This is a genomic window from Buchnera aphidicola (Sarucallis kahawaluokalani) (assembly GCF_005080725.1).
GTDB lineage: Bacteria > Pseudomonadota > Gammaproteobacteria > Enterobacterales > Enterobacteriaceae > Buchnera_L > Buchnera_L aphidicola_AF.
In genome coordinates, this window is the sequence record NZ_CP032999.1 from 89,179 (window position 1) to 115,759 (window position 26,581).

At 24.7% G+C, this 26,581-nt stretch carries 22 protein-coding genes; 12 read left to right on the forward strand and 10 right to left on the reverse strand.

Translation table 11 applies throughout. The features are described from left to right. Window positions 1-15 precede the first annotated feature (15 nt). The 6 genes from thrS to pheT all read left to right on the forward strand — a co-directional run bounded on the left by thrS (window position 16) and on the right by pheT (window position 6,584). Window positions 16-1,926 (forward strand): threonine--tRNA ligase, encoded by a 1,911-nt coding sequence (gene thrS / locus D9V78_RS00435; RefSeq protein WP_158350344.1) that lies wholly within the window; start codon window positions 16-18, stop codon window positions 1,924-1,926. Window positions 1,927-1,943: 17 nt separating this feature from the next. Continuing rightward, a complete protein-coding gene (gene infC, locus D9V78_RS00440) occupies window positions 1,944-2,483 on the forward strand; it encodes a translation initiation factor IF-3 (RefSeq protein WP_158350346.1) in 540 nt (179 codons plus the stop codon). Between the two features lie 34 nt (window positions 2,484-2,517). Next, window positions 2,518-2,715, forward strand: a complete 198-nt coding sequence (gene rpmI / locus D9V78_RS00445; RefSeq protein WP_158350348.1) for a 50S ribosomal protein L35 — start codon at window positions 2,518-2,520, stop codon at window positions 2,713-2,715. Between the two features lie 44 nt (window positions 2,716-2,759). Further along, window positions 2,760-3,116: a 50S ribosomal protein L20 gene (gene rplT / locus D9V78_RS00450; protein WP_158350350.1), complete on the forward strand. Its 357-nt coding sequence runs from the start codon at window positions 2,760-2,762 to the stop codon at window positions 3,114-3,116. Between the two features lie 73 nt (window positions 3,117-3,189). Then, a complete protein-coding gene (gene pheS / locus D9V78_RS00455; RefSeq protein ID WP_158350352.1) occupies window positions 3,190-4,212 on the forward strand; it encodes a phenylalanine--tRNA ligase subunit alpha in 1,023 nt (340 codons plus the stop codon). Further along, entirely contained in the window at window positions 4,209-6,584 is a 2,376-nt protein-coding gene (gene pheT, locus D9V78_RS00460; RefSeq protein ID WP_158350354.1) for a phenylalanine--tRNA ligase subunit beta, read from the forward strand. Before pheS ends, pheT begins: the two co-directional genes overlap by 4 nt. Window positions 6,585-6,618: 34 nt before the next feature. Here the strand turns inward: pheT and glyS are convergent, their stop codons facing one another. Both glyS and glyQ read right to left on the reverse strand, forming a co-directional pair. Beyond that, window positions 6,619-8,691, reverse strand: coding sequence for a glycine--tRNA ligase subunit beta (gene glyS / locus D9V78_RS00465; protein ID WP_158350357.1), 2,073 nt, complete (start codon window positions 8,689-8,691; stop codon window positions 6,619-6,621). An 18-nt stretch (window positions 8,692-8,709) separates the two neighbouring features. Continuing rightward, on the reverse strand, window positions 8,710-9,603 hold the full coding sequence (gene glyQ, locus D9V78_RS00470; protein ID WP_158350359.1) for a glycine--tRNA ligase subunit alpha: 894 nt from the start codon (window positions 9,601-9,603) through the stop codon (window positions 8,710-8,712). A gap of 236 nt (window positions 9,604-9,839) precedes the next feature. Here glyQ and rplY point away from each other — a divergent pair, with 236 nt between their 5' ends. Further along, a complete protein-coding gene (gene rplY / locus D9V78_RS00475; RefSeq protein WP_158350361.1) occupies window positions 9,840-10,127 on the forward strand; it encodes a 50S ribosomal protein L25 in 288 nt (95 codons plus the stop codon). A 177-nt stretch (window positions 10,128-10,304) separates the two neighbouring features. On the opposite strand, the gene D9V78_RS00480 is transcribed toward rplY, so the two are convergent. Beyond that, complete coding sequence (locus tag D9V78_RS00480; protein WP_158350363.1) at window positions 10,305-10,943, reverse strand: DedA family protein; 639 nt, start codon at window positions 10,941-10,943, stop codon at window positions 10,305-10,307. A 150-nt stretch (window positions 10,944-11,093) separates the two neighbouring features. On the opposite strand from D9V78_RS00480, the gene rsmA reads away from it, so the two are divergent. Both rsmA and D9V78_RS00490 read left to right on the forward strand, forming a co-directional pair. After that, entirely contained in the window at window positions 11,094-11,906 is an 813-nt protein-coding gene (gene rsmA, locus D9V78_RS00485; RefSeq protein ID WP_158350365.1) for a 16S rRNA (adenine(1518)-N(6)/adenine(1519)-N(6))-dimethyltransferase RsmA, read from the forward strand. Between the two features lie 22 nt (window positions 11,907-11,928). Then, window positions 11,929-12,744 (forward strand): symmetrical bis(5'-nucleosyl)-tetraphosphatase, encoded by an 816-nt coding sequence (locus tag D9V78_RS00490; protein WP_158350368.1) that lies wholly within the window; start codon window positions 11,929-11,931, stop codon window positions 12,742-12,744. 2 nt (window positions 12,745-12,746) lie between these two features. On the opposite strand, the gene carB is transcribed toward D9V78_RS00490, so the two are convergent. The 5 genes from carB to ileS all read right to left on the reverse strand — a co-directional run bounded on the left by carB (window position 12,747) and on the right by ileS (window position 21,428). Then, window positions 12,747-15,995: a carbamoyl-phosphate synthase large subunit gene (gene carB, locus D9V78_RS00495; RefSeq protein WP_158350370.1), complete on the reverse strand. Its 3,249-nt coding sequence runs from the start codon at window positions 15,993-15,995 to the stop codon at window positions 12,747-12,749. A gap of 1 nt (window position 15,996) precedes the next feature. Then, window positions 15,997-17,148 (reverse strand): glutamine-hydrolyzing carbamoyl-phosphate synthase small subunit, encoded by a 1,152-nt coding sequence (gene carA, locus D9V78_RS00500; RefSeq protein WP_158350372.1) that lies wholly within the window; start codon window positions 17,146-17,148, stop codon window positions 15,997-15,999. Between the two features lie 112 nt (window positions 17,149-17,260). Continuing rightward, window positions 17,261-18,052: a 4-hydroxy-tetrahydrodipicolinate reductase gene (gene dapB, locus D9V78_RS00505; protein WP_158350374.1), complete on the reverse strand. Its 792-nt coding sequence runs from the start codon at window positions 18,050-18,052 to the stop codon at window positions 17,261-17,263. A 129-nt stretch (window positions 18,053-18,181) separates the two neighbouring features. After that, window positions 18,182-18,652, reverse strand: a complete 471-nt coding sequence (gene lspA, locus D9V78_RS02130; protein WP_158350376.1) for a signal peptidase II — start codon at window positions 18,650-18,652, stop codon at window positions 18,182-18,184. Then, the gene (gene ileS, locus D9V78_RS00515; RefSeq protein ID WP_158350378.1) at window positions 18,615-21,428 is read right to left on the reverse strand and encodes an isoleucine--tRNA ligase; all 2,814 of its coding nucleotides are present in this window, start codon (window positions 21,426-21,428) and stop codon (window positions 18,615-18,617) included. Before ileS ends, lspA begins: the two co-directional genes overlap by 38 nt. 185 nt (window positions 21,429-21,613) lie before the next feature. On the opposite strand from ileS, the gene rpsT reads away from it, so the two are divergent. Continuing rightward, window positions 21,614-21,877, forward strand: a complete 264-nt coding sequence (rpsT, locus tag D9V78_RS00520) for a 30S ribosomal protein S20 (RefSeq protein ID WP_158350380.1) — start codon at window positions 21,614-21,616, stop codon at window positions 21,875-21,877. Window positions 21,878-21,966: 89 nt separating this feature from the next. On the opposite strand, the gene dnaJ is transcribed toward rpsT, so the two are convergent. Together dnaJ and dnaK are read right to left on the reverse strand one after the other, a co-directional pair. Next, window positions 21,967-23,112 carry a molecular chaperone DnaJ gene (gene dnaJ, locus D9V78_RS00525; RefSeq protein ID WP_158350382.1) on the reverse strand — a complete coding sequence of 382 codons (1,146 nt, stop codon included), beginning with the start codon at window positions 23,110-23,112 and terminating at the stop codon, window positions 21,967-21,969. Between the two features lie 91 nt (window positions 23,113-23,203). Then, entirely contained in the window at window positions 23,204-25,111 is a 1,908-nt protein-coding gene (dnaK, locus tag D9V78_RS00530; RefSeq protein ID WP_158350384.1) for a molecular chaperone DnaK, read from the reverse strand. A 382-nt stretch (window positions 25,112-25,493) separates the two neighbouring features. Between dnaK and ndhC the strand changes: the two genes are divergently transcribed. Both ndhC and D9V78_RS00540 read left to right on the forward strand, forming a co-directional pair. After that, on the forward strand, window positions 25,494-25,820 hold the full coding sequence (gene ndhC / locus D9V78_RS00535) for an NADH-quinone oxidoreductase subunit A (RefSeq protein ID WP_261978907.1): 327 nt from the start codon (window positions 25,494-25,496) through the stop codon (window positions 25,818-25,820). Window positions 25,821-25,864: 44 nt separating this feature from the next. Continuing rightward, complete coding sequence (locus D9V78_RS00540; protein ID WP_158350388.1) at window positions 25,865-26,533, forward strand: NADH-quinone oxidoreductase subunit B; 669 nt, start codon at window positions 25,865-25,867, stop codon at window positions 26,531-26,533. Window positions 26,534-26,581 lie beyond the last annotated feature (48 nt).

Consider the following 26,581-nt stretch of genomic DNA (forward strand, 5'->3'; position numbering starts at 1 on the left):
TATAAGGAATTTCGAATGCCTGTTATTACATTACTTAATGGAAAAAAAAAAATATATAAAAATATTGTTTCATTAGTAAAAGTAGCAGAAGATATTAAAAAAGGATTTTCAAAAATTATTTTTGGAGCTATGATTAATGGAAAAATTGTTGATATTCATTATTTTATTGAAACAGATGTTTGTATACAGTTTTTAACCGTGAAAGATATTCAATCGAATATATTATTTGCTTATTCATGTTTACAAATGTTAGCATATTCATGTAAAAAAATATGGAAAACTTCAAAAATAGGTATTGGTAATGTTATTAAAAATAAATTTTATTGTGATATTGATATTAATCGCCAATTAAATGAACAAGATATTGTAATGTTAGAAGAATATATGAATAAATTAATTAATAAGAAGTATAATATTCTTTTTAAAAATTTATCATTTTTTGATGTTAAAAAGATTCTTACATTACAAAATGAGTCATATAAGCTATATTACTTAAAAAAAAAATTTCTTTTAAATCAGTTAATTCCTGTTTACTTACATGAAAATTATTTAGATTTATATTTTGGTCCACAATTACCGAATGTAAAATATTGTTTATATTTTAAATTACAACGATGTATAATAATATATCGGAATTATGAAATATCAAATAAAAATTTTCAACGTATTCATGGTACAGTATGGTTGAATCAACAGGAAATGTTATATGATTTAAATAGATCACAGATGATATATAAACGAGATCACAGAAAAATTAATAGAGTGATGAAGTTATACCATAAACAAAAAGAAGCACCTGGAATGATTTTTTGGCATCCTCATGGATGGATTATTTTTAATGAACTAAAACATTTTATTAGTTCACAATTAAAAAAATGGAAATATCAAGAAATAAATACACCACTTATGTTAAATAAAAGTTTATGGAAAATTAGTGGTCACTTAAAAAATTTTAGTAATTCAATTTTTTTTACTCGTTCTGAGAATAATAAATATTGTATTAAACCTATGAATTGTCCTGCGCATATACAAATTTTTAACAGGTATTTACGATCTTATCGCGAACTTCCAATAAGATTTGCAGAATTTGGTGTTTGTCATCGTGATGAAAAATCTGGTGCATTATATGGTTTATTACGATTGAAAAGTTTTACCCAGGATGATGCACATATATTTTGTACTCCAGAACAAGTAAAAACAGAAATTAGTAATTGTATTAAAATGATTATGGAATCATATAAAATATTCGGGTTTAAAAATATTTATATTAAATTCTCAACTCGTCCCAAGAAAAGAATTGGTGATGATGCTATTTGGGATAAAGCAGAGTGTAGTTTACAAAGTGCGTTAATAGATGCTGGGCTTAAATTTGAATATCAGAAAGGTGAAGGAGCATTTTATGGTCCTAAAATTGAATTTATTTTAGAGGATTGTTTACATAGATTATGGCAATGTGGAACTATACAACTTGATTTTTATTTACCTGAACGTTTTGGTTCATACTATATTGATGAGAGTAATCATCACCAAACACCAGTTATGATTCACCGTGCAATATTAGGTTCCATGGAAAGGTTTATTGGGATATTATTGGAAGAATATTCAGGTTTATTACCAATTTGGTTATCTCCAATACAAGTTGTTATTCTTAATATTAATGATCAACATAATGAATATGTTATTAATATTTATAAAAAATTATTCAAAGAAAATATTAGAGTTCAATATGATATTAAAAATGAAAAAATTAATTTTAAAATAAGAAAATATATTGTGGAGAAGATCCCTTATATATTAATTTGTGGTGATAAAGAAATAGATTGTAATCAAGTTAGTGTGCGTAATCGAGATAATATAACAAAGGTAATGCATATCGATAATTTTATAAAAACAATAAAATACGAAATTGATTCTCGTGTTTTATAAATTATGGAGGAATAAGTATTAAAGCTAGTAAACGTATGCAATTCATGAAAAATAATCGTATTAATGACGAAATTAAAGCAAATAAAATTAGATTAATTGGTGTTAATAATGAATTAATTGGTATTGTCAGTTTTAGGGAAGGTTTACAGCATGCTCAAAAGTTACAATTAGATTTAGTTGAAATTAGTCCTAATGCACATCCTATAGTATGTCGTATTATGGATTACGGTAAATTTTTATATAAAAAGAGTAAAAATATAAAAGAACAAAGAAAAAAACAAAAATCTATACATATTAAAGAAATTAAATTTCGTCCAAATACAGATATTGGTGATTATCAAGTTAAATTAAATCATTTAATCCGATTTTTAAAACAAGGACATAAAATTAAAGTTACTATAAGGTTTCGAGGAAGAGAAATGGCACATCAACATATTGGATTAAATATGTTACATAGAATTAAAGATGATTTAAAAGAAATATCTATTATAGAATCATTTCCTAAAAAAATTGAAGGTCGTCAAATGTTAATGGTATTATCCCCAAAAAAAATATAATCATGTAATCTAATAAAAATAAAGGTAATTTTTTATGCCAAAATTGAAAACATTAAAAAGCGCTGCTAAACGTTTTAAAAGTATTAAATCTGGAAAATTTAAACGCAAACAGTCGAATTTGCGACATATTTTGACAAAAAAAACATCGAATCGTAAGAGACATCTTCGATCAAAAATTTTAGTTTCTTATGCAGATCAACGTCATGTACAATCCTTTTTTCCATACATTTAATGTATTATTTTTTAAATTAATTATAATATTTTAAGGAATTTAAGATGGCTCGTGTAAAACGTGGTGTAACTGCTCGTGTAAAACATAAAAAGATTTTACAACAAGCAAGTGGGTATTATGGTGCTCGGTCACGCGTATATCGTGTTGCAAAACAAGCAGTGATTAAAGCTGGTCAATATGCCTATCGTGATAGAAAACAAAAAAAAAGACAATTTCGAAAGCTTTGGATTACTCGAATTAATGCTGCAACTCGTATTCATCAAATGTCATATAGTAATTTTATGTTTGGTTTAAAAAAGATAGGAATGATAATTAATCGAAAAATTTTATCTAATATTGCCATGTTAGATAATAATACATTTAGTTTTTTAATACAAAATATAAAAAATCATGTAAAATAATTTTTAATATATTTTTCTACATAAGCTTCCTATATTCTTGGAAGCTTTGATAATTAAATTTTTAGGAATTATTGTGAGTAAATTAAGTATTATGTTTAATGAAATTCAGTTTTTAAAAGATTTTCATATACAATTAAATAATATTCGTGTAGAGAAAGAATTGGAAGATTTAAGAATTAAATATCTTGGAAAAAAAGGTTTGATTACTGCTTATATTCATAATTCTCGGATGTTAGAATTAGATGAACGAAAAAATTTTTGTAGAAAAATCAACAAAATTAAAAAAGAAATTATGTTGATTTTAAATGAAAAAAAGATATATTTTCAAAATAAATATATTCAAAAAAATATTGATTTACAAAAAATAGATATTTCATTACCAGGTAGTAGAAATAAAATAGGTTGTATGCATCCTATTACTACTACTATTTATTATATAGAAAGTATTTTTACTCAACTAGGTTTTGAAATTATTACAGATAGTTTAGAAATAGAAAATGAGTATTATAATTTTAGTGCTTTAAATATACCAATTTTTCATCCTGCTCGTGATAGAAAAGATACCTTTTGGTTTAATAGTAATATTTTGTTACGTACTCAAACTTCTAATATGCAAATCCATGTTATAGAAAAAAGAAATTTACCAATTAAAATTATTGTTCCGGGAAAAGTATATCGTAAAGATTATGATCAAACACATAGTCCTATGTTTCATCAAATTGAAGGTTTAATCATTGATCAGAATATTAATTTTGCAAATTTAAAATGGATTATTAGTAATTTTTTAAAAATATTTTTTAATGAATATGTAAAAATTAGGTTTCGCTCTTCTTATTTTCCGTTTACTGTATTATCTGCTGAAGTTGATATTATGCGAGATGATAATACCTGGTTAGAAATTTTAGGATGTGGTATGGTACATCCTAATATTTTACAACGATTTGATATTGACACTACTAAGTATTCCGGAATTGCATTTGGTATCGGGGTAGAAAGAATATTAATGTTAAATTATAGAATAAATGACTTACGTACATTTACCAGGAATGATTTAAGGTTTTTAAAACAATTTAAACAAGGTAGATACTTTGCATGAAACTCAGTGAACAGTCTTTACGTAATTGGATTGATACAAAATTAACTATTCAAGATATTTGTCAACAATTAACTGATTTTGGTTTAGAAGTAGAAGAAAGTAAAGCATATATTAATACTTTTGAAAAAGTTATTATCGGTCAGATTACATCTTATAGTAATTATTCTAATACTGGTTTTATAGTTTATAAAGTAAATATAGGTATAAAAAATATTAATGTTATATGTCATAAAGTTTATATTAAAGAAAATATTAAGGTATTTATTGCTCATAATGGTACGAAATTGTTTAATAATCATGTTGTACAGGCACTGCATGTACATGGTGTAGTTTCAGATGGTATATTTTGTACATTTCATGATTTAGGTTTAATGAAAAATAAAAATCAAATTGTACAATTACCAGACTCTGCACCAATAGGTTTATATATTAAAAATTATAATTTTTATAAAGATAAAATTATTAAAATTAATACTACTTTTAATAGAACAGATGTGTTTGGTTCATTCGGTATTGCAAGAGATTTAGCTATCTTAAATAATTTACCGCTTCCTAAAATTATGAATGTTAAGATACCTGTTTTAAATAAAAATACATGTAATATATGTATTGAACATCATAATATGATATATAAGTATTGTGGAAGGGTTATTAAAAATATTAACTTACATGTAAAAACGCCAATATGGATAAAAGAAAAATTAATTAAATGTCAAATTAGTCCTGTTAATATTGTAGTAGATATTATAAATTATGTATTTATGGAATTAGGGCAATCTGTATATGCGTTTACTTTTTCAGATGATATATATAATATTTGTGTTGGTTTTTTAAAAAAAAATATATTATTAAAAGATAATAAAAATATTTGTTTAAATAGTAAAAGTATGGTTTTGAAACATAAAGATAAAATTTTATCATTTTTGGGAAATATTGATTTTAATTATTTTCCTGTAAATTTAAGTAATCAACATTTATTTGTTGGATCATTTTTTATTGATCTAGATATTTTAAATTATTCTACTCATTATATACAATTAAATAATCAGATGAAATTCAATGAATATTTTGTTGATCCAGATTCACAAAAAAATGTTATAGAATATACAACATATTTGTTTTTAAAAATATGTGGTGGCGATTCTAGTACCATATGTAGTATACAATCAAAAAAATATGATCAATATGTATATCGAAAAATTAAATTAAGTTATCATCATGTAATAAAAATGATTGGTCATAATATTTCTTATAATATGATTGAAAAAATATTAATACAATTACGATATCATGTAATTTCGAAAGGTTATGTTTGGTATATCACTCCTCCCTCTTGGAGACCTGATCTCATGATCGAGGAAGATATAATATCTGAAATTTTAAAAATTTATCATCAAAATAACATATTATCTTTGCCTTTATTAAGTAAACATACAGTATTTAAAACAAATAGATTAATTAATTACTTAAAACGTGTCAAATATAATTTAATAGATCGCGGTTATTATGAAATTATTACCTATAGCTTTATTGATCCAAAAATTCAGAAATTAATAAATCCAGGTAAAAAATATTTATCTGTACAAAATCCTATCTCGCAAGATATGTCATGCATGCGACTTTCTTTATGGCCTGGTTTGTTAACAATTTTATTGTATCATCAGAATCGTCAGCATGAAGAGGTTCGTTTTTTTGAAAGTGGTTTATGTTATTTACCTAGTGAGAATAATATTTTAGGAGTAGATCAAAACTTGTATTTTTCAGGAATAATTGGTAACATTGGTGCTAAAAAAAAATGGAATATACCTGCTAAAAAATTTGATTTTTATGATATAAAAGGAGATATAGAGTCCATTTTTGATGTTATTGGTTGTTTAGATAAAATTACATTTTGTAAAGAAAAAATTAATGGTTTACATCCTAATAATAGTACTGTAATTATTTTTAATAAAGAAATTATTGGATATATGGGAGAAATAGATCCATTTTTATCAAAGAAAATGAATTTAATTTATTCTACTTTTTTGTTTGAGTTGTTTTGGTATAAATTAAAATTTCAACACGATATTCAAATTACTGCAGTATCAGAATTCCCATATATTAGAAGAGATATTTCTATTATTGTTTATAATACTATCTTAGTATCGGATATAATTCTTACTTTAAAACAAACATGTTTATCTGATCTTATTAAAATCCAAGTTGCTGATGTTTATACCGGTGATGCTATTACATCAGGTTATAAAAGTATAACATTTAAGTTATTATTTCAAAGTACATATACAACATTAACAGACAATTATGTTGATTCTATGATTAGCGCGTCTATGACAGTTTTACAAAATAAATTTAATGCCATCTTAAGAAGATAGTTTGCACTACTTAAATAAATTATATATTTTTAATTTATAATTTCATAAAATCTATAAAAGATAAAAATATTTTTTGAATATTGTATAATAAAATTATTCTATTGTTTTGAATATTTTTTTTAGTATATTTAATTGAGTTTTGATCTAAAAAATCATTAATTGGTTGATTTAATGTAAATAGTAGTTGTAGAATCTTGGAATATTTTTGATGTTGTATCAGATGATACAGGATACAATGAATATTATTTGTAATGATAAATAATATTTTTTCTTTCTCATTTTGAATTAATTGATAGTTTATATTATCTTGTTTTTGACAAATTTTATTTTTTTTAAGTAGATTAAAGATTCTTTTATATGTAAAAATTAATTTTTTAAAGTGGATATTTTCTTTAAATGTTAATACAGTATTTAATATGAGATTTATTTTTAATAAATTATTTTTGTGACATGCTACAATTGATTTAATAATATTAATATTATGTTTTTTTTTGTACCATGCGTATAATCTATTTTTTATAAAATTCATTATCTCGTCTTGATGGTTTTTATTAGTATACAAATGAGAATAGGTTAAAATTGCATATTTAATTATATGTGTTAAATTAATATCAATTTTTTTTTCTATAATAATTCGTATAATACCTATAGTTAGTCTTCTTAAAAAGAATGGATCTTTATCTTTTTTTGGTTTATAATTAATTAAAAATAAACCTACAATTGTATCAATTTTTTCAGCAAGTGCTAAAGTACAACTTAATGTATTAGAAGGTAATGTATCCTGAGAAAATTTTGGTTTATACTGTTCTTGAATAGATAGGGCTATGTTTTTTGATTCACCATTTTTTAAGGCGTAATATTTTCCAATTATACCTCTTAATTCTGGAAATTCGTATACCATATTAGTATTAAGATCGCATTTCGATAAATATGCCGCACGTATGCTACAAGAAAGACTAGTATTTGTATATTTTGCAATTTGTGTAATTAATTTCATTAGTCGATAAGATTTATCTAACATATTTCCTAATTTTTCGTGAAAGATAATATCTTTTAATAATAAAAAGTTTTCTTGTAGTGTTTTTTTTTGGTCTTTTTCAATAAAAAATGAGATATCAAATAATCGTGCATGTAATACACGTTCATTTTCTAATATAATTTGATGATAATTTTTAGTATGTGTATTAGCAACAATTATAAAATAATTAGTAAATTTATTATCATGAATATAATATATTGGAATAAATTTCTGTATTTTTTCCATAACATATATAATAATTTTTTTTGGAATATGTAGGAATTTTTTTTTAAATTTTCCTAAAAAAATTTTTGGCCATTCTACTAAATAAGTTATTTCTTCTAATAAATTTTCATGAATATAAATTTTTCCTTGTATTGTATTAGCTATTTTTTTTGCTTGATATTGAATTTTTTTTTTTCTAATTTTGTATTTTGCTATTACTTTTCCTTTTTTATATAAAATATTTTCATATTCTTCGGCATTTTGAATGTTAATTTTTTTAAATTTAGTAAATATATTTCCATATAAATATTTTTTTGTAAATAAATTTTCTAGGTTAAATGGAATAAATTGTTCTTGTAGTAGGATAAGAATTTTACGAATCGGTCGAATAAATTTTATATTATTATTATTATTCCATAACATATTTTTTTTTATAAATATATTTTTTAGTGCATATTTTATAATATTTAATAAAACATCTTTTATAGATTTTTTTTTTTGTATTTTTTTGTATGATAACCATGTACCTTTTTCAGTATGTATACGATGTATTTGTGTTAATGTAATATTGAATTTTTTTAACCATTTTAATGCTGGTTGCATGATTTGTCCTTGATCGTTAAAAGAATATTTGATTGCCGGACCTCTATGTTCAATAGTTTGTGTCATTAGTTTTGTATTAATTTTTTTAATAATTACAGCAATTCTCCTGTGAGTGTCAAATAAATTTATTTTTGAAAATTTCATTTGATATTTATTTAGTTCGGATACAATATTGCAATAAAATTGACGAGATATATTTCTTACTTGTTTTGCTGGAATATCTTCAACATTTAATTCTATTAAGCATGTTTTATAGTTCATTTGATGTCAATTATACCTTTAAATTAATGGAAATCCTTTTTTTTTTCTATTTTTATATTGTTGCTTTGCTATTGTAGTAGATATATTACGAATTTTTAAAATGTATTTTTGTCTTTCGGTATTAGAAATAACTTTTTTAGCATCAATTAAATTAAAATAATGAATTGCATGTAAGATATGTTCATAAGAAGGTATTACTAATGGATATTTTAAATTTATTAATCTCATTGATTCTTTTCGGTGTATATTGAATAATTTCATTAATAAATTAATATTAGAAATATCAAAATTATATATTGACTGCTCAATTTCATTATTTTGAAATAATGTTTGGTAATTAATTTTATAGTATTTATTTTGATCCCATATAATATCATACACATTATCTACGTTTTGTATGTGCATAGCTATTCTTTCTAATCCATATGTTATTTCAGTTATGATAGGTTTGCATGTTAATGAACCCATTTTTTGAAAATAGGTAAATTGTGTAATTTCCATACCATTTAACCATATTTCCCATCCCATACCCCAAGCACCTAATGTAGGATTTTCCCAATTATCTTCAATAAAACGTACATCATTTAATGTGATATCTATATTGATTTGTTCCAAAGACTTTAAGTATAATTTTTGTATATTATCTGGTGCAGGTTTTAACATGACTTGGAATTGATAGTATTGTTGTAAACGGTTTGGATTGTCTCCATAACGCCCATCGGTGGGACGTCTTGAATGCTGTAGATATGCTACATGATATGGTTCAGGACCAATTGATTTCAAAAAAGTATTTTGATGAAATGTGCCAGCGCCAACAGTAATATCTATTGGTTCTATAATAATGCATCCTTGTTGTGACCAAAAATTTTTTAATGTATTAATTATATTAATACAACTATTATTTTTTTTCATATTATATAAATTAATTGTTTAAGTGTCTGAAGTGTATAATATTTTAATTATTATCAATACATGTTAAGTGATTTAATAGGATATATGATATTATCAAATATTTTTATTAAAATAAATTTTATGATTTTTTAATATATGATTTACATATAAAAAATATATATATTTTATGTATATCCCGTTGTAGTATATTTTTGACTGATTTTTTAATTATCTATTTACAATATTTAAGGGAAATTATGATTATAATATATGGGGAACAACGTATTAAAATAGGAAAGAGCGCTAGTAGGAAACTGAGAAATGTAAATAATAAAATTCCAAGTGTCGTTTATGGATTAAATAAACCGACATTATATATTTCATTAGATCATGATAAAGTTTTTCATTTACAAAACGATAAAAATTTTTACAAGAATATTATTACTTTAAAGATATCTGATCAACAATACCTCGTCTCTGTACATGCTGTACAAAGACATTGTTTTAAACAACGATTGTTACATATTGATTTTTTATATAAATAAATTTTAATTTTATATTTTTTTTGACTTTCGGTACGTAACTTTTGATTTTATTATACTGAATTTTTGTATAATACCATTTATTGTCTATCGTACCGATTAAAATTTTTAATTTGTATTTCAATGTGTATTAGTATTAAGTAATACATTTGATTTTTAATGTAACAATGTTTACATTTTTTATTTTAATTTTTTGCATATTTTGTATATTTTATTATTTTTACGTATAAACCATATTATTAATAATATTAATACTATTATTATGGTAATTAAAATAAGATATTTGGTTGACAAAAAATTTTTTGTATAATTAAAATGATGAATTATAGCACCTGTGAATATCCCTGGCATAAAATATAATATAGGCCATATTATACAACTAATCAAACTTGGGAATATAAATTTTTTGATTGGAATTGATAACATACCTGCCATCATAGGAATTATTGGTCTTGTAGGACCAATTAGTTTACCTAATAATATAGTCATCATACTATATTTATTAAGTATGTTTTTTATTTTATTAAAAAAAATTATATTTTTTTGAAAGATACTTATTTTATATATCCAATTTTTACATTTCCATCCAATATAATAAGATAAGTAATCACCAATGGAACATGTAAGAACACTAACGGACCATGCAGTATACAGTGATACTTTCCCACTTCCAATAAGTGTGCCTAGTGTAGCCATTAAGACAATTCCTGGTAATATTAATCCTAGTAGTGCTAATGATTCTAAGAAAGTAACTATCATTATTAGTATTAATGGATGTGATGAAAACTGTGTTAAAAAATATGATAAACAAGCTTTCATAATATCTCTTTTTTTTTTTTATAAATTAAAAATGAATTATATTAAATATTTTTTTTAGGTACAGTTTTTTAATGTATTTATGTAATTTAATTTTATATTTTTCTATAATATCATATTATTTGATATTTTAACATTGGTATTTCAAAATATATGAATAGAATTCTACAAGGATATATACCTAAGAAATATTTAGGTCAAAATTTTTTACAAGATAGAGATATCATTAATAAAATTATTAATTTAATTAATCCAAAGAAAGAAGATTCATTAGTAGAAATTGGTCCCGGTTTATCAGCTTTAACAGAACCGATGTGTAATATTTTAGATAATTTAATTGTCATTGAAGTAGATTGTGATATATTAAATTTACTGAAAAGATGTATTTTTTATAATAAATTATATATTTTTAATAGTAATGTAATAAATTTTGATTTTAAAAAATTATCCATTCAGAGAAATAATGCATTGCGTATTTTTGGAAATATACCTTATAATATTTCAGTGCAATTAATATTATATTTAATACAATTTAGAGAATATATTTTAGATATACATTTTATGTTGCAAAAGGAAGTAGCAGATCGATTAGTGGCTTTACCTGGTAACAAAAAGTATGGTCGATTAAGTATTATTACACAATCGTATTATGATATTAATATTGAATTTATTATTCCACCTGATGCTTTTTTTCCTATACCCAAAATATATTCTAGCTTTGTAACTATTACACCTAAAGTATTTCCATTATGCGCCTGGGAAAAAATGCATATTTTAAAAGAAATAACATTTTTTGCTTTTCGACATAGAAGAAAGATACTTAAAAATAGTTTATTACATTATATTAGTAAAAAGTTTTTAATTAATTTAAATATTAATCCTAATTTAAGAGCAGAAAATATATCTGTAAAAGAATATTGTAAAATCGTAGATATTATATATTCTTTAAAAAAATATAATAAATAAAATATTTTATAAGGAATAAAGTATGAGTACATATTTAATTAGCGATATTCATGGACATTTTAAGCAATTAGATTTGTTATTAAAAAAAGTTTCATTTAATCCTATTTATGATACGTTGTTAGTTGCGGGCGATTTGATTGGTCGTGGACCGAATTCTTTAGAGGTATTATTATATCTTCAATCACTAAAAGAAAAGGTTATTGTTGTCTTAGGCAATCATGATATCAATACGGTACTAACCTATTATGGTTTAAAAGAATATGATGAAACACTTCAATTAGGTGCTTTATTTCGATCAAATAAATTACATACATTAATAGAATGGTTACGTAAACAATCATTTTTATATATAGATAAAATTAAGAATATCATTTTGGTACATGCTGGTTTATATCCTTATTGGGATATATACACATTGCAATATTATGCAAGAAAAATACAATATTTTTTATCATCAGATGATTTTTTAAATTTTTTAAAAGAGATACGTAATACCGATAGATTTATTCATTGGAACAATGAATTAACGTTATTAGATAAAATAAAATTTAGTATTAATGTTTTTACTAAAATGCGTTATTTATATTTTAATAAATCTTTGAATTTGCATTATAAATATGCTCCTTCTAAAATATCTAAATGTAAAGGATTAATTCCTTGGTTTGATATAAAAAATTTAATCGATAAAAGGTATTCTATTTTTTTTGGTCATTGGGCTGCTTTATCGGATAAAATGAATATTTATAATAACATCATATTATTAGATACTGGGTGTTCTTGGGGAAAGTATTTAAGTTTATTTCGGTGGGATGATAAAAAATGGTTTATACAAAAATAAATTTATACTTTACTATGTTTTACATCGTAATTAAATACCGTATTTATATCTTGTAATTTAGTAATTTCTTTATATGGATTAGTTTTTAATGATAAAATTGTAGCAAAAGCAGCATTGATTGTAGTATCATAGTAAATATTATTAGATAAGGCAAGAAATCTAATGTGTGGATACGATGTATTGTATGTATTTTCATGTGTTGTATCAATAATATACGAATATTCTTTGTTTTTTAAATGGTCTTGTATATTAGGCCGACCTTCATTAATTTGATTTACAATTCTGGAGTGAATACCGGAGTTTTTTAACAAATGGTGTATTTTTTCTGTTGTATCGATTTGAAATCCTATTTGTATTAATATGATAGATAAGTTTATTACATATTTTTCATCTGATTTTTTAATTGATAGTAAAACGCGGTTAATTTTTTTTATATTGGTTTGCGATGCTAATTTTGCTTTTGCAAAAGCAGAGGCAAATGTTTTTCCTATCCCCATAACTTCTCCTGTAGATCGCATTTCAGGTCCTAAAATTGGATCAACTCCTGGAAATTTATTAAAAGGTAAAACAGATTCTTTGACTGCAAAATACAATGATTTGGCATTGATATTATGATATTTTTGTTGTTTTAATGTTTTTCCAATCATAACTTTAGCTGCTATTTTAGCTAATGGTATATTTGTAGCTTTAGATACAAAAGGAATGGTACGTGATGCTCGAGGATTTACTTCAAGTATGTATATTTTATTATTTTGAATTGCTAGTTGTACGTTCATTAATCCTTTAACGGACAAAGAGAGTGCTAATTGTAGTACCTGTTCTTTTATTTTATTTTTAATATTTTTTTGTACTGTATATGTTGGTAATGAACATGAAGAATCTCCAGAATGAATACCTGCTGGTTCTATATGTTCCATAATTCCACCAATAAGTACATGTTTAGTATCACAGATGATGTCAACATCTATTTCTGTTGCATTTTCCAGATAATGATCTAATAAAATTGGATTTTTTTTTGATGGTGTTAACGTTTTATTAAAATATTCTTTTAAATCTGTGATATTATATACAATTTTCATGAATCTTCCGCCTAGTACATAAGATGGTCGTACCATGATCGGATATTTTATATTATTCGCTATGTTTAATCCTTGTTGTATTGTTTTTACAGTAGCATTTTTTGGTTGTTTTAGATTTAAAGATGATACAATTTTTTGGAATTGATGTCTATCTTCTGCTTTATCGATGTTATTAGGACTAGTTCCGATAATTGGTATGTTAAATTCTTGTAATTTTTTAGCTAATTTCAATGGAGTTTGTCCACCGTATTGTACTATTACTCCAAATGGTTTTTCTATACGTGTTATTTCTAGTATATTTTCTAATGTAATTGATTCAAAATATAATCTATGAGATATATCATAATCTGTAGATACTGTTTCTGGATTACAGTTAACCATAATTGTTTCAAATCCTTCTTCAATTAAAGCTTGTGCAGCATGTACGCAACAATAGTCAAACTCTATCCCCTGACCAATTCTATTTGGGCCGCTTCCTAAAATAATTATTTTTTTATTAGATATACTTGGATGTGCTTCACATTCTTCTGCCCATGTTGAGTACATATATGCTGTTTCTGTATGAAATTCAGCTGCACAGGTATCGATTCTTTTATATGTTGGATGTAACTTTAATTGATAACGTATTTTTCGAATTTCATTTTCTGATACGTTCATTAATATTGCAATTCTTAAATCTGAAAAACCTTTTTTTTTAATTTTTTTTAAAAAATCATAATTTATATCATCAATGTTTTTATTTTTAATAATTTCTTCAGTTTTTATAATATCTTGTATATATGTTAAAAACCAAGGGTCAATGGATGTGAGTTGATAAATATTTTTGACAGACATGTTTGCTCTAAAAGCATCTGCTATATACCATAAACGTTCTGCACCGGGATTTTTTAACTCATTTTTAATTATTCTTATATTTTTAATATCTTTAGTGTCTACTTTGGGATCAAAACCATTGGAATCGATTTCCAATCCCTGCATAGCTTTTTGTATTGATTCTTGAAATGTTTTTCCTATCGCCATGACTTCGCCTATAGATTTCATCTGTGTTGTTAAACGGTCGTTACAACCAGAGAATTTTTCAAAATTAAATCTTGGTATTTTTGTAACAACATAATCAATAGTTGGTTCAAATGATGCAGGAATTTTAGAATTAGTAATGTCATTTTTTAATTCATCTAAAGTATATCCAATGGCTAGTTTTGCAGCAATTTTAGCAATTGGAAAACCCGTTGCTTTCGAAGCAAGTGCAGATGAACGTGATACTCTTGGATTCATTTCAATCACTAACATACGTCCATTTTTCGGATTAATTGCAAATTGCACATTTGATCCTCCAGTTTCAACCCCAATTTCTTCTAGTATTTTTATCGATGCATTACGCATATATTGATATTCTTTGTCAGTCAAAGTTTGAGCTGGGGCAATTGTAATTGAATCTCCTGTGTGTATACCAATAGGATCAAAATTTTCAATACTACAAACAATAATACAATTATTATTACAATCTCGTACTACTTCCATTTCATATTCTTTCCATCCTAACAGCGATTCATCAATTAAAATTTCTTTTGTTGGAGATAATTGGAAGCCCTTTTTACATATTTTTTTAAATTCTTCATAATTGTAGGCAATACCTCCTCCTGTACCTCCCATAGTATAAGATGGTCGGATAATACAAGGAAATCCAATAATTTTCGAGAAATGTAATGCTTCTTCTATATTATGTACTATTTTGCATATAGCTGTTTCTAGTCCAATTTTCTTCATTGACTGTTTAAATAGATTTCTATCTTCTGATTTTTGGATAGCTTGAATACTGGCACCTATAATTTTTACGTTGTATTCAGATAATATTTTTTTTTTATATAATTGTAATGTACAATTTAATGCAACTTGTCCTCCCATTGTTGGAAGTATTGCATCTGGTTTTTCTTTTTGAATAATTTTTTTAATTATTTTCCAGTGAATAGGTTCAATATATGTAGAGTCGGCTATTTCAGGATCAGTCATGATAGTTGCTGGATTAGAATTAATTAAAATAATTCTATATCCTTCTTCTTTTAACGTTTTACATGCCTGTGTTCCTGAGTAGTCAAATTCACAAGCTTGTCCAATAACAATTGGACCTGCGCCAATAATTAAAATAGATTTAATATCAGTACGTTTTGGCATTTTAATTCCTATATTGATTTTTTTTGTATTTTTTTATATTTTTTATAAATTTTTTAAATAATTCTTCTGCATCATGAGGGCCAGGATTTGCTTCTGGATGTCCTTGAAAACCAAAAACATTTTTATGAATTATTTTGATACCTTGAATAGTTTTATCGAATAGTGATTGATGTGTGATTTCAATGTTTTTTGGTAAAAAATTCTTATCAATTGTAAAATTGTGATTTTGTGTTGTAATAAAAACCTTTTTTGTTTTTATATTTTGTACCGGATGGTTGCTACCATGGTGTCCAAATTTCATTTTTAAAATTTTTGCTTGATTAGCTATTGCAAGCAATTGATGTCCTAGGCAAATACCAAAAATTGGTATCATAGTATTTAATAAAATTTTAATATTATTAATATTATTAATACATAATCTTGGATCACCTGGTCCATTAGATAAAAGAATACCATCTGGATTTAATGATATAATTTTTTCAGCAGAAGTATTTTCTGGGACTACAGTTAGGTAACATCCGTAATCAACTAATATTCTTAATATATTTTTTTTTACACCAAAATCATATACAATAACATGAAATGGTAATTTTTTAATACATTGGTTATATTTACCAGTATAAATATTTTTTGTACCTTTATTCCAGTGGTAAATTTTTTTCGTACTGATATCTGTTATTATATTTATTTTAGATTGATTAATAGCGTTGTTAATGCGTTTATATATTGTATTAATATTAGTTGTTTTATCAGTAAATATACATCCATATTGTGTACCTTTATTTCTGATAATTTTAGTTAATTTTCTTGTATCGATATTCATAATTCCAATAATATTATTATTTTTTAAATATTTTTCTAAATTCATATTGCTGCGATAACTACTATGTATTAAAGAAATATCATGCATAATAATTCCTTTAATTTGTATTTTTTCTGATTCGCAATCTGTTTGGTTAATTCCAGTATTTCCGATATGTGGATATGTAAATGTAATAATTTGGTTTGCATACGAAGGATCAGTTAATATTTCTTGATAACCTGTCATAGCAGTATTAAATACAATCTCACCAGTAGTCATTCCTGTTATACCTATGGAAACACCTTCGAATAATGTACCATCTTCTAAAACTAAAAATGCAGATTCTTTCAATGTGCGTGCTCCAAATTGTATAAAGATTGTAGTTATGTTTTTATAATATTTTATTTTTATATTTTTACATATCAATATTAAACTTATATGATATGTATAATTTTTTATTGACTTATATTTTTAAAACATCTATCATACTAAATAATCCTGCTGCTTGTTCTTTTATCCAAATAGCTGCTTGTATAGCACCTGATGCAAATGTATCTCTATTATTAGCCTGATGTGATATTGTAATTTTTTCTCCAGTTCCTAAAAATATAATTTTATGTTCACCAATAACATCTCCTCCTCTAATAATAGAGAATCCAATTTTTTTTCTTTCTCTGGTATTTGTAATTTCTTTTTTTCTATATATACTAACAGTATTCAGATCCCATTTCTTATTTTTAGCAATAATGTTACCTATTTGTAGTGCAGTACCTGAAGGTGAGTCTAACTTATTTCGGTGATGTGATTCTACAATTTCTATATCATAGGAATCATTAATAATTTTTGACGTTTGTTCTAATAATTTAAAAATTAGATTTATTCCAATGCTAAAATTGGATGACATAACAATACTTATTTTTTTTGAGTAGCTTTTTATTGTATTATATTCATTTTCAGTAAACCCTGTGGTACCAATAATAATTTTTTTGTCATATTTATGACAAATTTTTAGATTTTTTAGTGTATTTTTTGGTGTGCTAAAATCTATCAATATATCAAATGATTTTATTATTTTTTCAATATTTGTACTAATTGGAATCTTTTTTTGTTGTTTCGTAAATATATCTAAAGTTTTTTTTTTTACAAGAGCGTATGTTAATATAACATCAGTATATTTCTGTATTACTTGGATTAAACTGGATCCCATACGTCCATATGCTCCAGTAATTGCTATGCGTGTTAATTTTGAGTTCATAATTATATACTTTTTTTATAAGAAGATTACAAAATATTTTTATTTAAAAATATTTTATTATTTTTAGGTGAAATTTAGTATAAATTTTTTTTGATATGCGAAAATTATATTATAATAATTATTTTAAAATTAATTTTTAACATTCAATTGATATAGTCTAAGAATTATTCCAATAAAAAATATTAAATCAGAAAAGTTAAAGATAATAACATGATAATCATTAAAATTAATATCTATAAAATCAATAATATATCCATGATATAGTCGATCAACTGTATTGCTAATTGTTGCGCCTAGTATGCATTGGTAACTATAATAATGGCTAGTATAAAACGTTTTGTATATGAAATATATTATTAATATTAATTGTAATATTAAAATTGTATACTGATATTTTTGATAAATTTTTTCGTATATATTCAATAATAAACCGTAGTTTTTTACGTATAACAAATTTATAAAGGTAAATATTTTTTTATATTCATTGTATTTCATATAATGATTTACTAAATATTTACTATAAATATCTATTAGTATAATGATACAGGTTATATAAAGATTTTTACAAAAATTGACGATGTTCCCCGTTTTGATTAACATTTTTATTACATCTATTACAAATTTTTTTGTCTTGATTATTAAGGTTAATTTTATTAAAAAAATTCCAACATCTTGGACATTTTATTCCTAAAAATTTTTTAATTAATATCTTAATTTCTGGTATATTTTTGTTGCTATTTATATTTTCTAGAGCGTATTTATCTTTTTGAATACTAGTATGAGAAACTAGTAACATAAATTTTAATTCTTTTTCTAGAAGAATTAATGTATTATATATATTTCTTTTCGCATAAATTATAACTTTCGTTTCTAACGATGTATTGATTTTTTTTTTATTTTTTATTTTTTCTAGCATTTTATTTACTTCTATTTTAATTTTAAATAATATTTTCCAAAATTCATCACTAATAATATTTTTTTGTAAGATCGGTTTTATTGTAAACCACGTTTTTATAAAAATAGATTTTGTATTATTAATATTAGGTATATTTTTCCAAATTTCATGTGCTGTAAATGGAAGAATAGGAGTCATCCAACGTACTAAAGATTGTATAATATAGTATATTGCTGTTTGACAGCTTCTTCTTGCAGTACTATTTTTTTGTGTAGTATATTGTCGGTCTTTAATAATATCAAGATAAAATGATCCAAGTGTTATTGAACAAAATTTTATAATATGTTTGATAATTTTGTGAAATTTAAAATTTTGATATAATTTAATTATTTTATTTTGTAATATTTTAGTTTTTGTTATGATCCATAGGTCTAATGCAATCATTTGATTTGTAGGGATTGTATGAATTTTATGATTAAAGTCATATAGATTTCCTAATAGAAATCTACTGGTATTGCGAATCCGTCGATAATTTTCTGATATTTGTTTTATTGTATCTTTTGATATTGTCATGTCATGTGTGTAATTAGTTGATGCCACCCATAGTCTTAAAATATCGGATCCAAATACATTAACAATTTCGCTAGGTTGTACGATATTACCAATAGATTTAGACATTTTTTTGCCTTTATTATCTACTGCAAATCCGTGAGTTAATATTGTATTATATGGTGATACTTTATTTAAAATAGTTCCTATAATTAAAGAGGACATAAACCATCCTCGATATTGATCAGTTCCTTCAAGATACATGTTAATAATTTCTTTTTTTTGAGGTAAATCATAAATATTTAAATAATGTATACAGCCAGATTCAAACCATACATCTAATATATCCGTAGATTTTTCATATTCATGAGAATCGTTTCCTAAAAAAATTTTTTTATCAAGTTGCCACCATATTTCTGATCCTTTTAATGCAATCATTTTTTCTATTTTATGCATTATATTTATTGTGTCAGGATGTAACTTTCCAGTTTTTTTATGAATAAACAATGTCATTGGAATTCCCCAAGTTCTTTGTCTTGAAATACACCAATCTGGTCTATTTTCTAACATAATTTGCATTTTTTTTTGACCCCATTTTGGTATCCAATGTACTTGTTTAATAGCATTCTTTGCTGTTTGCTGTAATTTATGATCGCTAACTTTAATAAACCATTGTTTTGTAGCTCTATATATAATTGGTGTTTGATGTCGCCAACAATGCGGGTATGTATGTTGTATAGTATTACTATGTAATAATTTATTATTTTTTTTTATATTATCAAGAATAATTTTATTACTATGGAAAATATTTTTTTTGTCTAGATCAGGATGTATATCACTGATATATCTTCCTTTTTCATCAATAATATTAGCCAATTTGATATTATATTTTTGACTTATAAGATAATCATCCTCTCCATGGTCGGGGGCAATATGTACAGCCCCTGTACCCATTTCTAATGTAACATGTTTAGATAAAATGATAGGAATGTTAAAATCTAGAAATGGATGTTTGCATTGTATGTTTTCTAAATCTTTTCCAAATACTGTTGTAATAACATTCCACTGATGAATTTTTAAAGTATTCATAATCTGTGGTATTAATTTTTTAGCCAGAATAATATAATTATCTTGAAATTGAATTAATTGGTATTTCACATTTGGATGTACTGCAACTGCTCTATTTGCCGGTAAACTCCAAGGCGTCGTTGTCCAAATAATTATACTAATTGTATGTACTTTATGAGGTATTGGAAATATATTTTTTAAATATTTAGTTGTTAATATTTTAAATTTTACAATTATTGATGTTGTTTTTTGGTTATCATATTCTACTTCTGCATCTGCTAAAGCTGATTGACATTTTGTGCACCAATGTACAGGCTTGGCGCCAAGATATAGGTATTTTTTTTTAATTATTTTCTTGAGTACATTGATGACATTTGCTTCTAGTTTTTTATGCATTGTTAATTGAGAATTATTCCAGTCTCCAAATATTCCTAACCTTATAAAATCTAATTTTTGTTTTTTTACTTGTTGAGTGGCGTATTGTTGACACATCTTACGAAATTTTTTTTTTTTTATGGTATACTCTAAAGTATTATTTTTTTTTTCTATTTGATGTTCTATAGGTAAACCATGACAATCCCAAAAAGGAATATATGGTGTATAAAAATTTGATAATGTTTTTGATTTAATAATTATATCTTTTAAGATTTTATTTATAGCATGTCCAATATGAATATTTCCATTGGCGTATGGTGGCCCGTCATGTAATAAAAAAATTTTTTTATTTTTATTATTTTGTTGAATTATTTGATATATTTCTTTTTTATTCCAATCTTTTAATATTTCAGGCTCTTTTTGTGATAAATTCCCTTTCATAGGAAATTTTGTTTGTGGTAAATTTAAAGTTTCTTTATATGTTTTCATATAATTCTCATGTTTGATTGAAATATATATACTAAAATAATATTTGTAATTCTTATTATATTACATAGGTATAATACAAACTTATTAATTATATTTTTTATTTTAATATTACAAAATTATTTTTTTTAATTATTATAATATCTTTATACAATTAGGATTATTGTATAGAACATAGGAGGTTCAATTTGGCAAATATTAAGTCAGCAAAGAAAGATGCTGTTCAGTCTAAAAGAAATAAAATAATTAATTCTAGTCGTAAAACTATATTACGTAGATTAATGAAAAAATTTTCTGAAGCAGTGTTACAAAAAGATAAAGAATTAGCTAATATCCTTTGGTTAAAATTACAATCTAATTTAGATAAATTTTCTCAAAAAGGTTTAATTCATAAAAATAAAGCTGCTCGATATAAATCTAGATTTTATTTAAAAGTTAAGACCTTAGTTTAATTCATTCCGATTGTGAATGAATATTGAATAATAGTAGTACTGCTTCATAAAATTATTTTTATTAAAAATGAAGCAATACTATAAAAAATTCATCCTGTCAAATCATCAAAAAATTTTTTTACTCCTTCAAAAAATTTTTTTGATTTTTGGTTGTTTTTTTCAGTATTATTTTCATTTAGACTATTTTGCAGTTCTTTAAATAATTTTTTTTGGTGTTGGTTTAAATTGATAGGAGTTTCTACCATTATTTGACACAATAAATCTCCTGTTTGATATGTACGAATAGAAGTTACACCTTTATGTCTAATTCTAAATAATTTACCTGATTGTGTTTCAGGTGGTATTTTAATATTTATTTTTCCTTCTAAAGTTGGTATTTGTATTTCTCCTCCTAGTGTTGCAATACAAATATTAATTGGAATTGTACAATATAAATTATTTTCTTTTCTTTGAAAGAATGGGTGTTTTTTTACAAAAATCTTTATATATAAATCACCTGCATTAGCGTTATTTTTCCCAGCCTCTCCTTCATTTTTTAATTTGATTTTATCTTGATTATCTACTCCTGGTGGGATTTTTACTAATATTTTTTTTTCTTTTTTGATTCTTCCAGTACCTTTACAGTATAAGCATGGATTAGATATAATTTCGCCTGCTCCTTGACAAGTTGAACAAGTTTGTTGAACAGAAAAAAAACCTTGTCGAAGATGTATTTGCCCACTACCATTACATGTTTGGCATTTGTGTGTATGTTCTTTTGACTGAGAACCAGTTCCAAAACAGGGAGAACATGTTTGAAATGTAGTAATTGATATTGTCTTATTTAATCCACGTACAGCTTCTTCTAAACTTAATTCTAAATTATATTGCAAATCTGCACCTTTTTTAGCTCGTTTTTTTTTTTGGGTGCCAAATATGTCACCAAAGACGTCTCCAAATATATCACTAAAATCGGTATTATTAGAAAAATTTGGATCAAAAGATGAATAGTTTGAATATCCTCCTCCTTGATCAAAAGCAGAATGTCCATGTTGATCATATGTTGTTCTTTTTTGTGGGTCTATAAGAACCTCGTATGCTTCTTTGATTTCTTTAAATTTCTTTTCTGAGTTTTTATCACCTTGATTACGATCTGGATGATATTTCATAGCCAATTTTTTATATGCTTTTTTTATTTCACGATCGTTAGCTGACTTAGAGATGCCCAATGTTTGATAATAATCTTTTTTTATCATGCATATTTTCCTAAATATCACTAAATCTCATAACGGACGTAATAATTTTTATATACGTCCGTATAAGTTATAGATTTTTGTTTTTGAGTATTTATTTTTTAGGTTCTTTAACTTCTTCATATTCTGCATCAACAGCATTATCTGTTTTCTGATTTGTTTTTTGATTTGTATTTTGAGATTGTTGATTTTTTTGTATTAATTCCATTAATTTAGAAGATGATTGCATTAATTCTTGTATTTTTTTTTCTATTAGGTTTTTATCATCTTGTTTCATTATATTTTCTAATTCATCAATTTGTTTTTTTATTTTATCGTATTCTTCTGTAGTGAGTTGATTTTTTGATTCTTCTAATTGTTTTTTTGTACTATGTACAATTTGATCACCTTGATTTTTTACTTTAATTAATTCTTCGAATTGTCTATCGGCTTCAGAATTAATCTCTGCATCTGATATCATTTTTTTTATTTCTTCTTCATTTAATCCTGATGATGCCCGGATAGTAATTTTTTGTTCTTTTCCAGTTTTTTTATCTTTTGCAGAAACATGTAATATGCCGTCGGCATCAATATCGAATGTTACTTCTATTTGCGGCATACCTCGAGGTGCGGGTTCAATACCATCTAAATTGAATTGTCCTAGTGATTTATTATCTATAGATTTTTTTCTTTCTCCTTGCAGGATGTGTATAGTTACTGCAGATTGATTATCTTCTGCTGTTGAAAATATTTGACTATGTTTTGTTGGGATTGTTGTATTTTTTTTAATTAGTGGTGTCATAATACCACCCATTGTTTCAATACCTAGGGATAATGGTGTAACATCTAATAATAATACGTCTTTGACATCTCCGGATAATACACCTCCTTGTACTGCAGCACCGAGAGCCACTGCTTCATCTGGATTGACATCCTGTCTTGGTTTTTTTCCAAAAAATTTTCCTACTTTTTCTTGTACTAATGGCATACGTGTTTGTCCACCTACTAAAATAACATCATTTATATCCGATATAGATAATTTAGCATCTTTTAGAGCAGTTTGTACTGGAGTAATTGATTTTGTAATTAGATCTTCTACTAATGATTCTAATTTAGAGCGTGTAATTTTAAGGTTTAAATGTTTTGGACCATTTGCATCGGCTGTAATGTAAGGCAAATTAACATCACTGTGTTGTGCAGAAGATAATTCAATTTTTACTTTTTCTGCTGCTTCTTTTAATCTTTGCATTGCTAGCGGATCATTTCTTAAATCTATATTTTGTTCTTTTTTAAATTCTTCTACTAGGTAATTAATGAGTCTACTGTCGAAATCTTCTCCTCCTAAATGAGTATCGCCATTAGTTGCGAGTACTTCAAATGTTTTTTCCTGATCTACATTATCTATTTCTATGATTGAAATATCAAATGTTCCCCCTCCTAAGTCATATACAGCAACTATTCTATTTCCCGGACTTTTATCTAAACCATAAGCCAATGCTGCAGCGGTAGGTTCATTAATAATACGTTTTACTTCTAATCCAGCAATTTTTCCGGCATCTTTTGTAGCCTGTCTTTGTGCATCATTAAAATATGCTGGTACAGTAATTACTGCTTCTGTAATTCTTTCGCCTAGATAATTTTCTGCTGTTTTTTTCATTTTTTTAAGTACTTCAGCAGAGATTTGTGGTGGTGCCATACGTTGGCCTTTGATATTAATCCATGCATCACCATTTTCAGAATTTATGATTTCATATGGCATAATTTTAATGTCTTTTTGTACTTCTGTATCTTGGAATTTTCTACCAATTAATCTTTTAATTGCAAATAGTGTATTTTTTGGATTAGTTATTGCCTGTCTTTTTGCTGGTTGTCCTACTAAAATTTCTCCGTCTTGAGTATATGCAATGACAGATGGTGTAGTACGATCACCTTCAGAATTTTCTAATACTTTAGCTTTTTTTCCATCAATAATTGCAATACAAGAATTTGTAGTACCTAGATCTATACCTATAATTTTTCCCATAATTATACTTTTCCATTTTTTATGTGTGAATTTTAAGTTATGAGTTGAGATGAATTTTCATAAAAATATTTCTATACTTATTTTTCTTCTGCATGCAATGAAGATATTTATATTTGTTATTAATTTAAATATGGTCTTTCTTGTATTTCATCAAGTATTTTTTTATAATTTCAGTAATTTATATTCTTATAACCTTTTTATAGTATGTAATTTATCAATATAAAATGTTATATATGATGGTATAAAGTATTTATATATATTATAAATTGTATTATTTATATATTATATAATATTAAATATGTTTGAATAATTTATATAAGGATATTAAACATTGTCTGTTGAAAATTATAATTTTTTTTTATTTGTTGTATGTGTGTTAATAATGTGTGGTATGATGTTACTAGGTGGTTGGTTATTAGGTCAGCGTGGTGTTTCTAGAGGGAAAAATATTCCATTTGAGTCAGGTATTAATTCATATGGTGATGCAAATGTAAGATGGGTGATTAAATTTTATTTATTAGGAGTATTTTTTGTAATTTTTGATGTTGAATCGTTATATTTATATACCTGGATTATAAATATTAAAAATATTGGTTGGTTTGGTTTTTTTGAAATATCTTTATTTATTTTTACAATATTTTTAGCATTATTTTATCTTTTAAAAGAAAATGTGTTTAATTGGGATTCTTGCAATGATGATATTATTTAACATATAGTTTTAATTTTATTACTTTGGATAAAATTGGTAATATTATGAAGTATACTTTAACAAAAATTGATATGACTAGTTTAAGTAGGTATCCTAGTCAAAAGAAAACAATTGTAGATGATCCATTAAAAAAAAATGAGAATAATATATTCACTGGAAAGTTAACACAATTAATACATAAAATAGTTAATTGGAGTCGTAAAAATTCTTTATGGCCATATAATTTTGGATTATCGTGTTGTTATGTAGAAATGGTTACATCGTTTACTGCTGTGCATGATATTGCTCGTTTTGGTGCTGAAGTATTACGGGCATCTCCTCGACAGTCCGATGTTATGATCATTTCGGGTACACCTTTTATTAAAATGGTACCGGTTATACAAAGATTATATGATCAAATGTTGGAACCTAAATGGGTGATTTCTATGGGTTCTTGTGCTAATTCAGGAGGTATGTATGATATTTATTCTGTTGTGCAAGGTGTAGATAAATTTTTACCAGTAGATGTTTATATTCCCGGATGTCCGCCTAGACCAGAAGCTTATATACAAGGATTAATGTTATTACAAGATGCAATTGATAAAGAACGTCGTCCATTATCCTGGATAGTTGGTGAACAAGGTGTATATAAAGCTAATATGCAATCCCAAAAAGATAAAAAATATGCTGATCGATCAAAAATAGGAAAATTACGCAATCCTGAGAATATTTAATTTTAAACAAATTGTATATGTATATGGTTATTTATTTTTTTTTTTTTT

Excerpts from the sequence above, each read along its gene's own strand:
- thrS (WP_158350344.1), top strand. The coding sequence starts at position 16 with ATGCCTGTTATTACATTACTTAATGGAAAAAAAAAAATATATAAAAAT.
- rpmI (WP_158350348.1), top strand. The coding sequence starts at position 2,518 with ATGCCAAAATTGAAAACATTAAAAAGCGCTGCTAAACGTTTTAAAAGT.
- rplT (WP_158350350.1), top strand. The coding sequence starts at position 2,760 with ATGGCTCGTGTAAAACGTGGTGTAACTGCTCGTGTAAAACATAAAAAG.
- pheT (WP_158350354.1), top strand. The coding sequence starts at position 4,209 with ATGAAACTCAGTGAACAGTCTTTACGTAATTGGATTGATACAAAATTA.
- glyS (WP_158350357.1), bottom strand. The coding sequence starts at position 8,691 with ATGAACTATAAAACATGCTTAATAGAATTAAATGTTGAAGATATTCCA.
- glyQ (WP_158350359.1), bottom strand. The coding sequence starts at position 9,603 with ATGAAAAAAAATAATAGTTGTATTAATATAATTAATACATTAAAAAAT.
- rplY (WP_158350361.1), top strand. The coding sequence starts at position 9,840 with ATGATTATAATATATGGGGAACAACGTATTAAAATAGGAAAGAGCGCT.
- D9V78_RS00480 (WP_158350363.1), bottom strand. The coding sequence starts at position 10,943 with ATGAAAGCTTGTTTATCATATTTTTTAACACAGTTTTCATCACATCCA.
- rsmA (WP_158350365.1), top strand. The coding sequence starts at position 11,094 with ATGAATAGAATTCTACAAGGATATATACCTAAGAAATATTTAGGTCAA.
- D9V78_RS00490 (WP_158350368.1), top strand. The coding sequence starts at position 11,929 with ATGAGTACATATTTAATTAGCGATATTCATGGACATTTTAAGCAATTA.
- carB (WP_158350370.1), bottom strand. The coding sequence starts at position 15,995 with ATGCCAAAACGTACTGATATTAAATCTATTTTAATTATTGGCGCAGGT.
- dapB (WP_158350374.1), bottom strand. The coding sequence starts at position 18,052 with ATGAACTCAAAATTAACACGCATAGCAATTACTGGAGCATATGGACGT.
- lspA (WP_158350376.1), bottom strand. The coding sequence starts at position 18,652 with ATGTTAATCAAAACGGGGAACATCGTCAATTTTTGTAAAAATCTTTAT.
- ileS (WP_158350378.1), bottom strand. The coding sequence starts at position 21,428 with ATGAAAACATATAAAGAAACTTTAAATTTACCACAAACAAAATTTCCT.
- dnaJ (WP_158350382.1), bottom strand. The coding sequence starts at position 23,112 with ATGATAAAAAAAGATTATTATCAAACATTGGGCATCTCTAAGTCAGCT.
- dnaK (WP_158350384.1), bottom strand. The coding sequence starts at position 25,111 with ATGGGAAAAATTATAGGTATAGATCTAGGTACTACAAATTCTTGTATT.
- ndhC (WP_261978907.1), top strand. The coding sequence starts at position 25,494 with ATGTGTGGTATGATGTTACTAGGTGGTTGGTTATTAGGTCAGCGTGGT.
- D9V78_RS00540 (WP_158350388.1), top strand. The coding sequence starts at position 25,865 with ATGAAGTATACTTTAACAAAAATTGATATGACTAGTTTAAGTAGGTAT.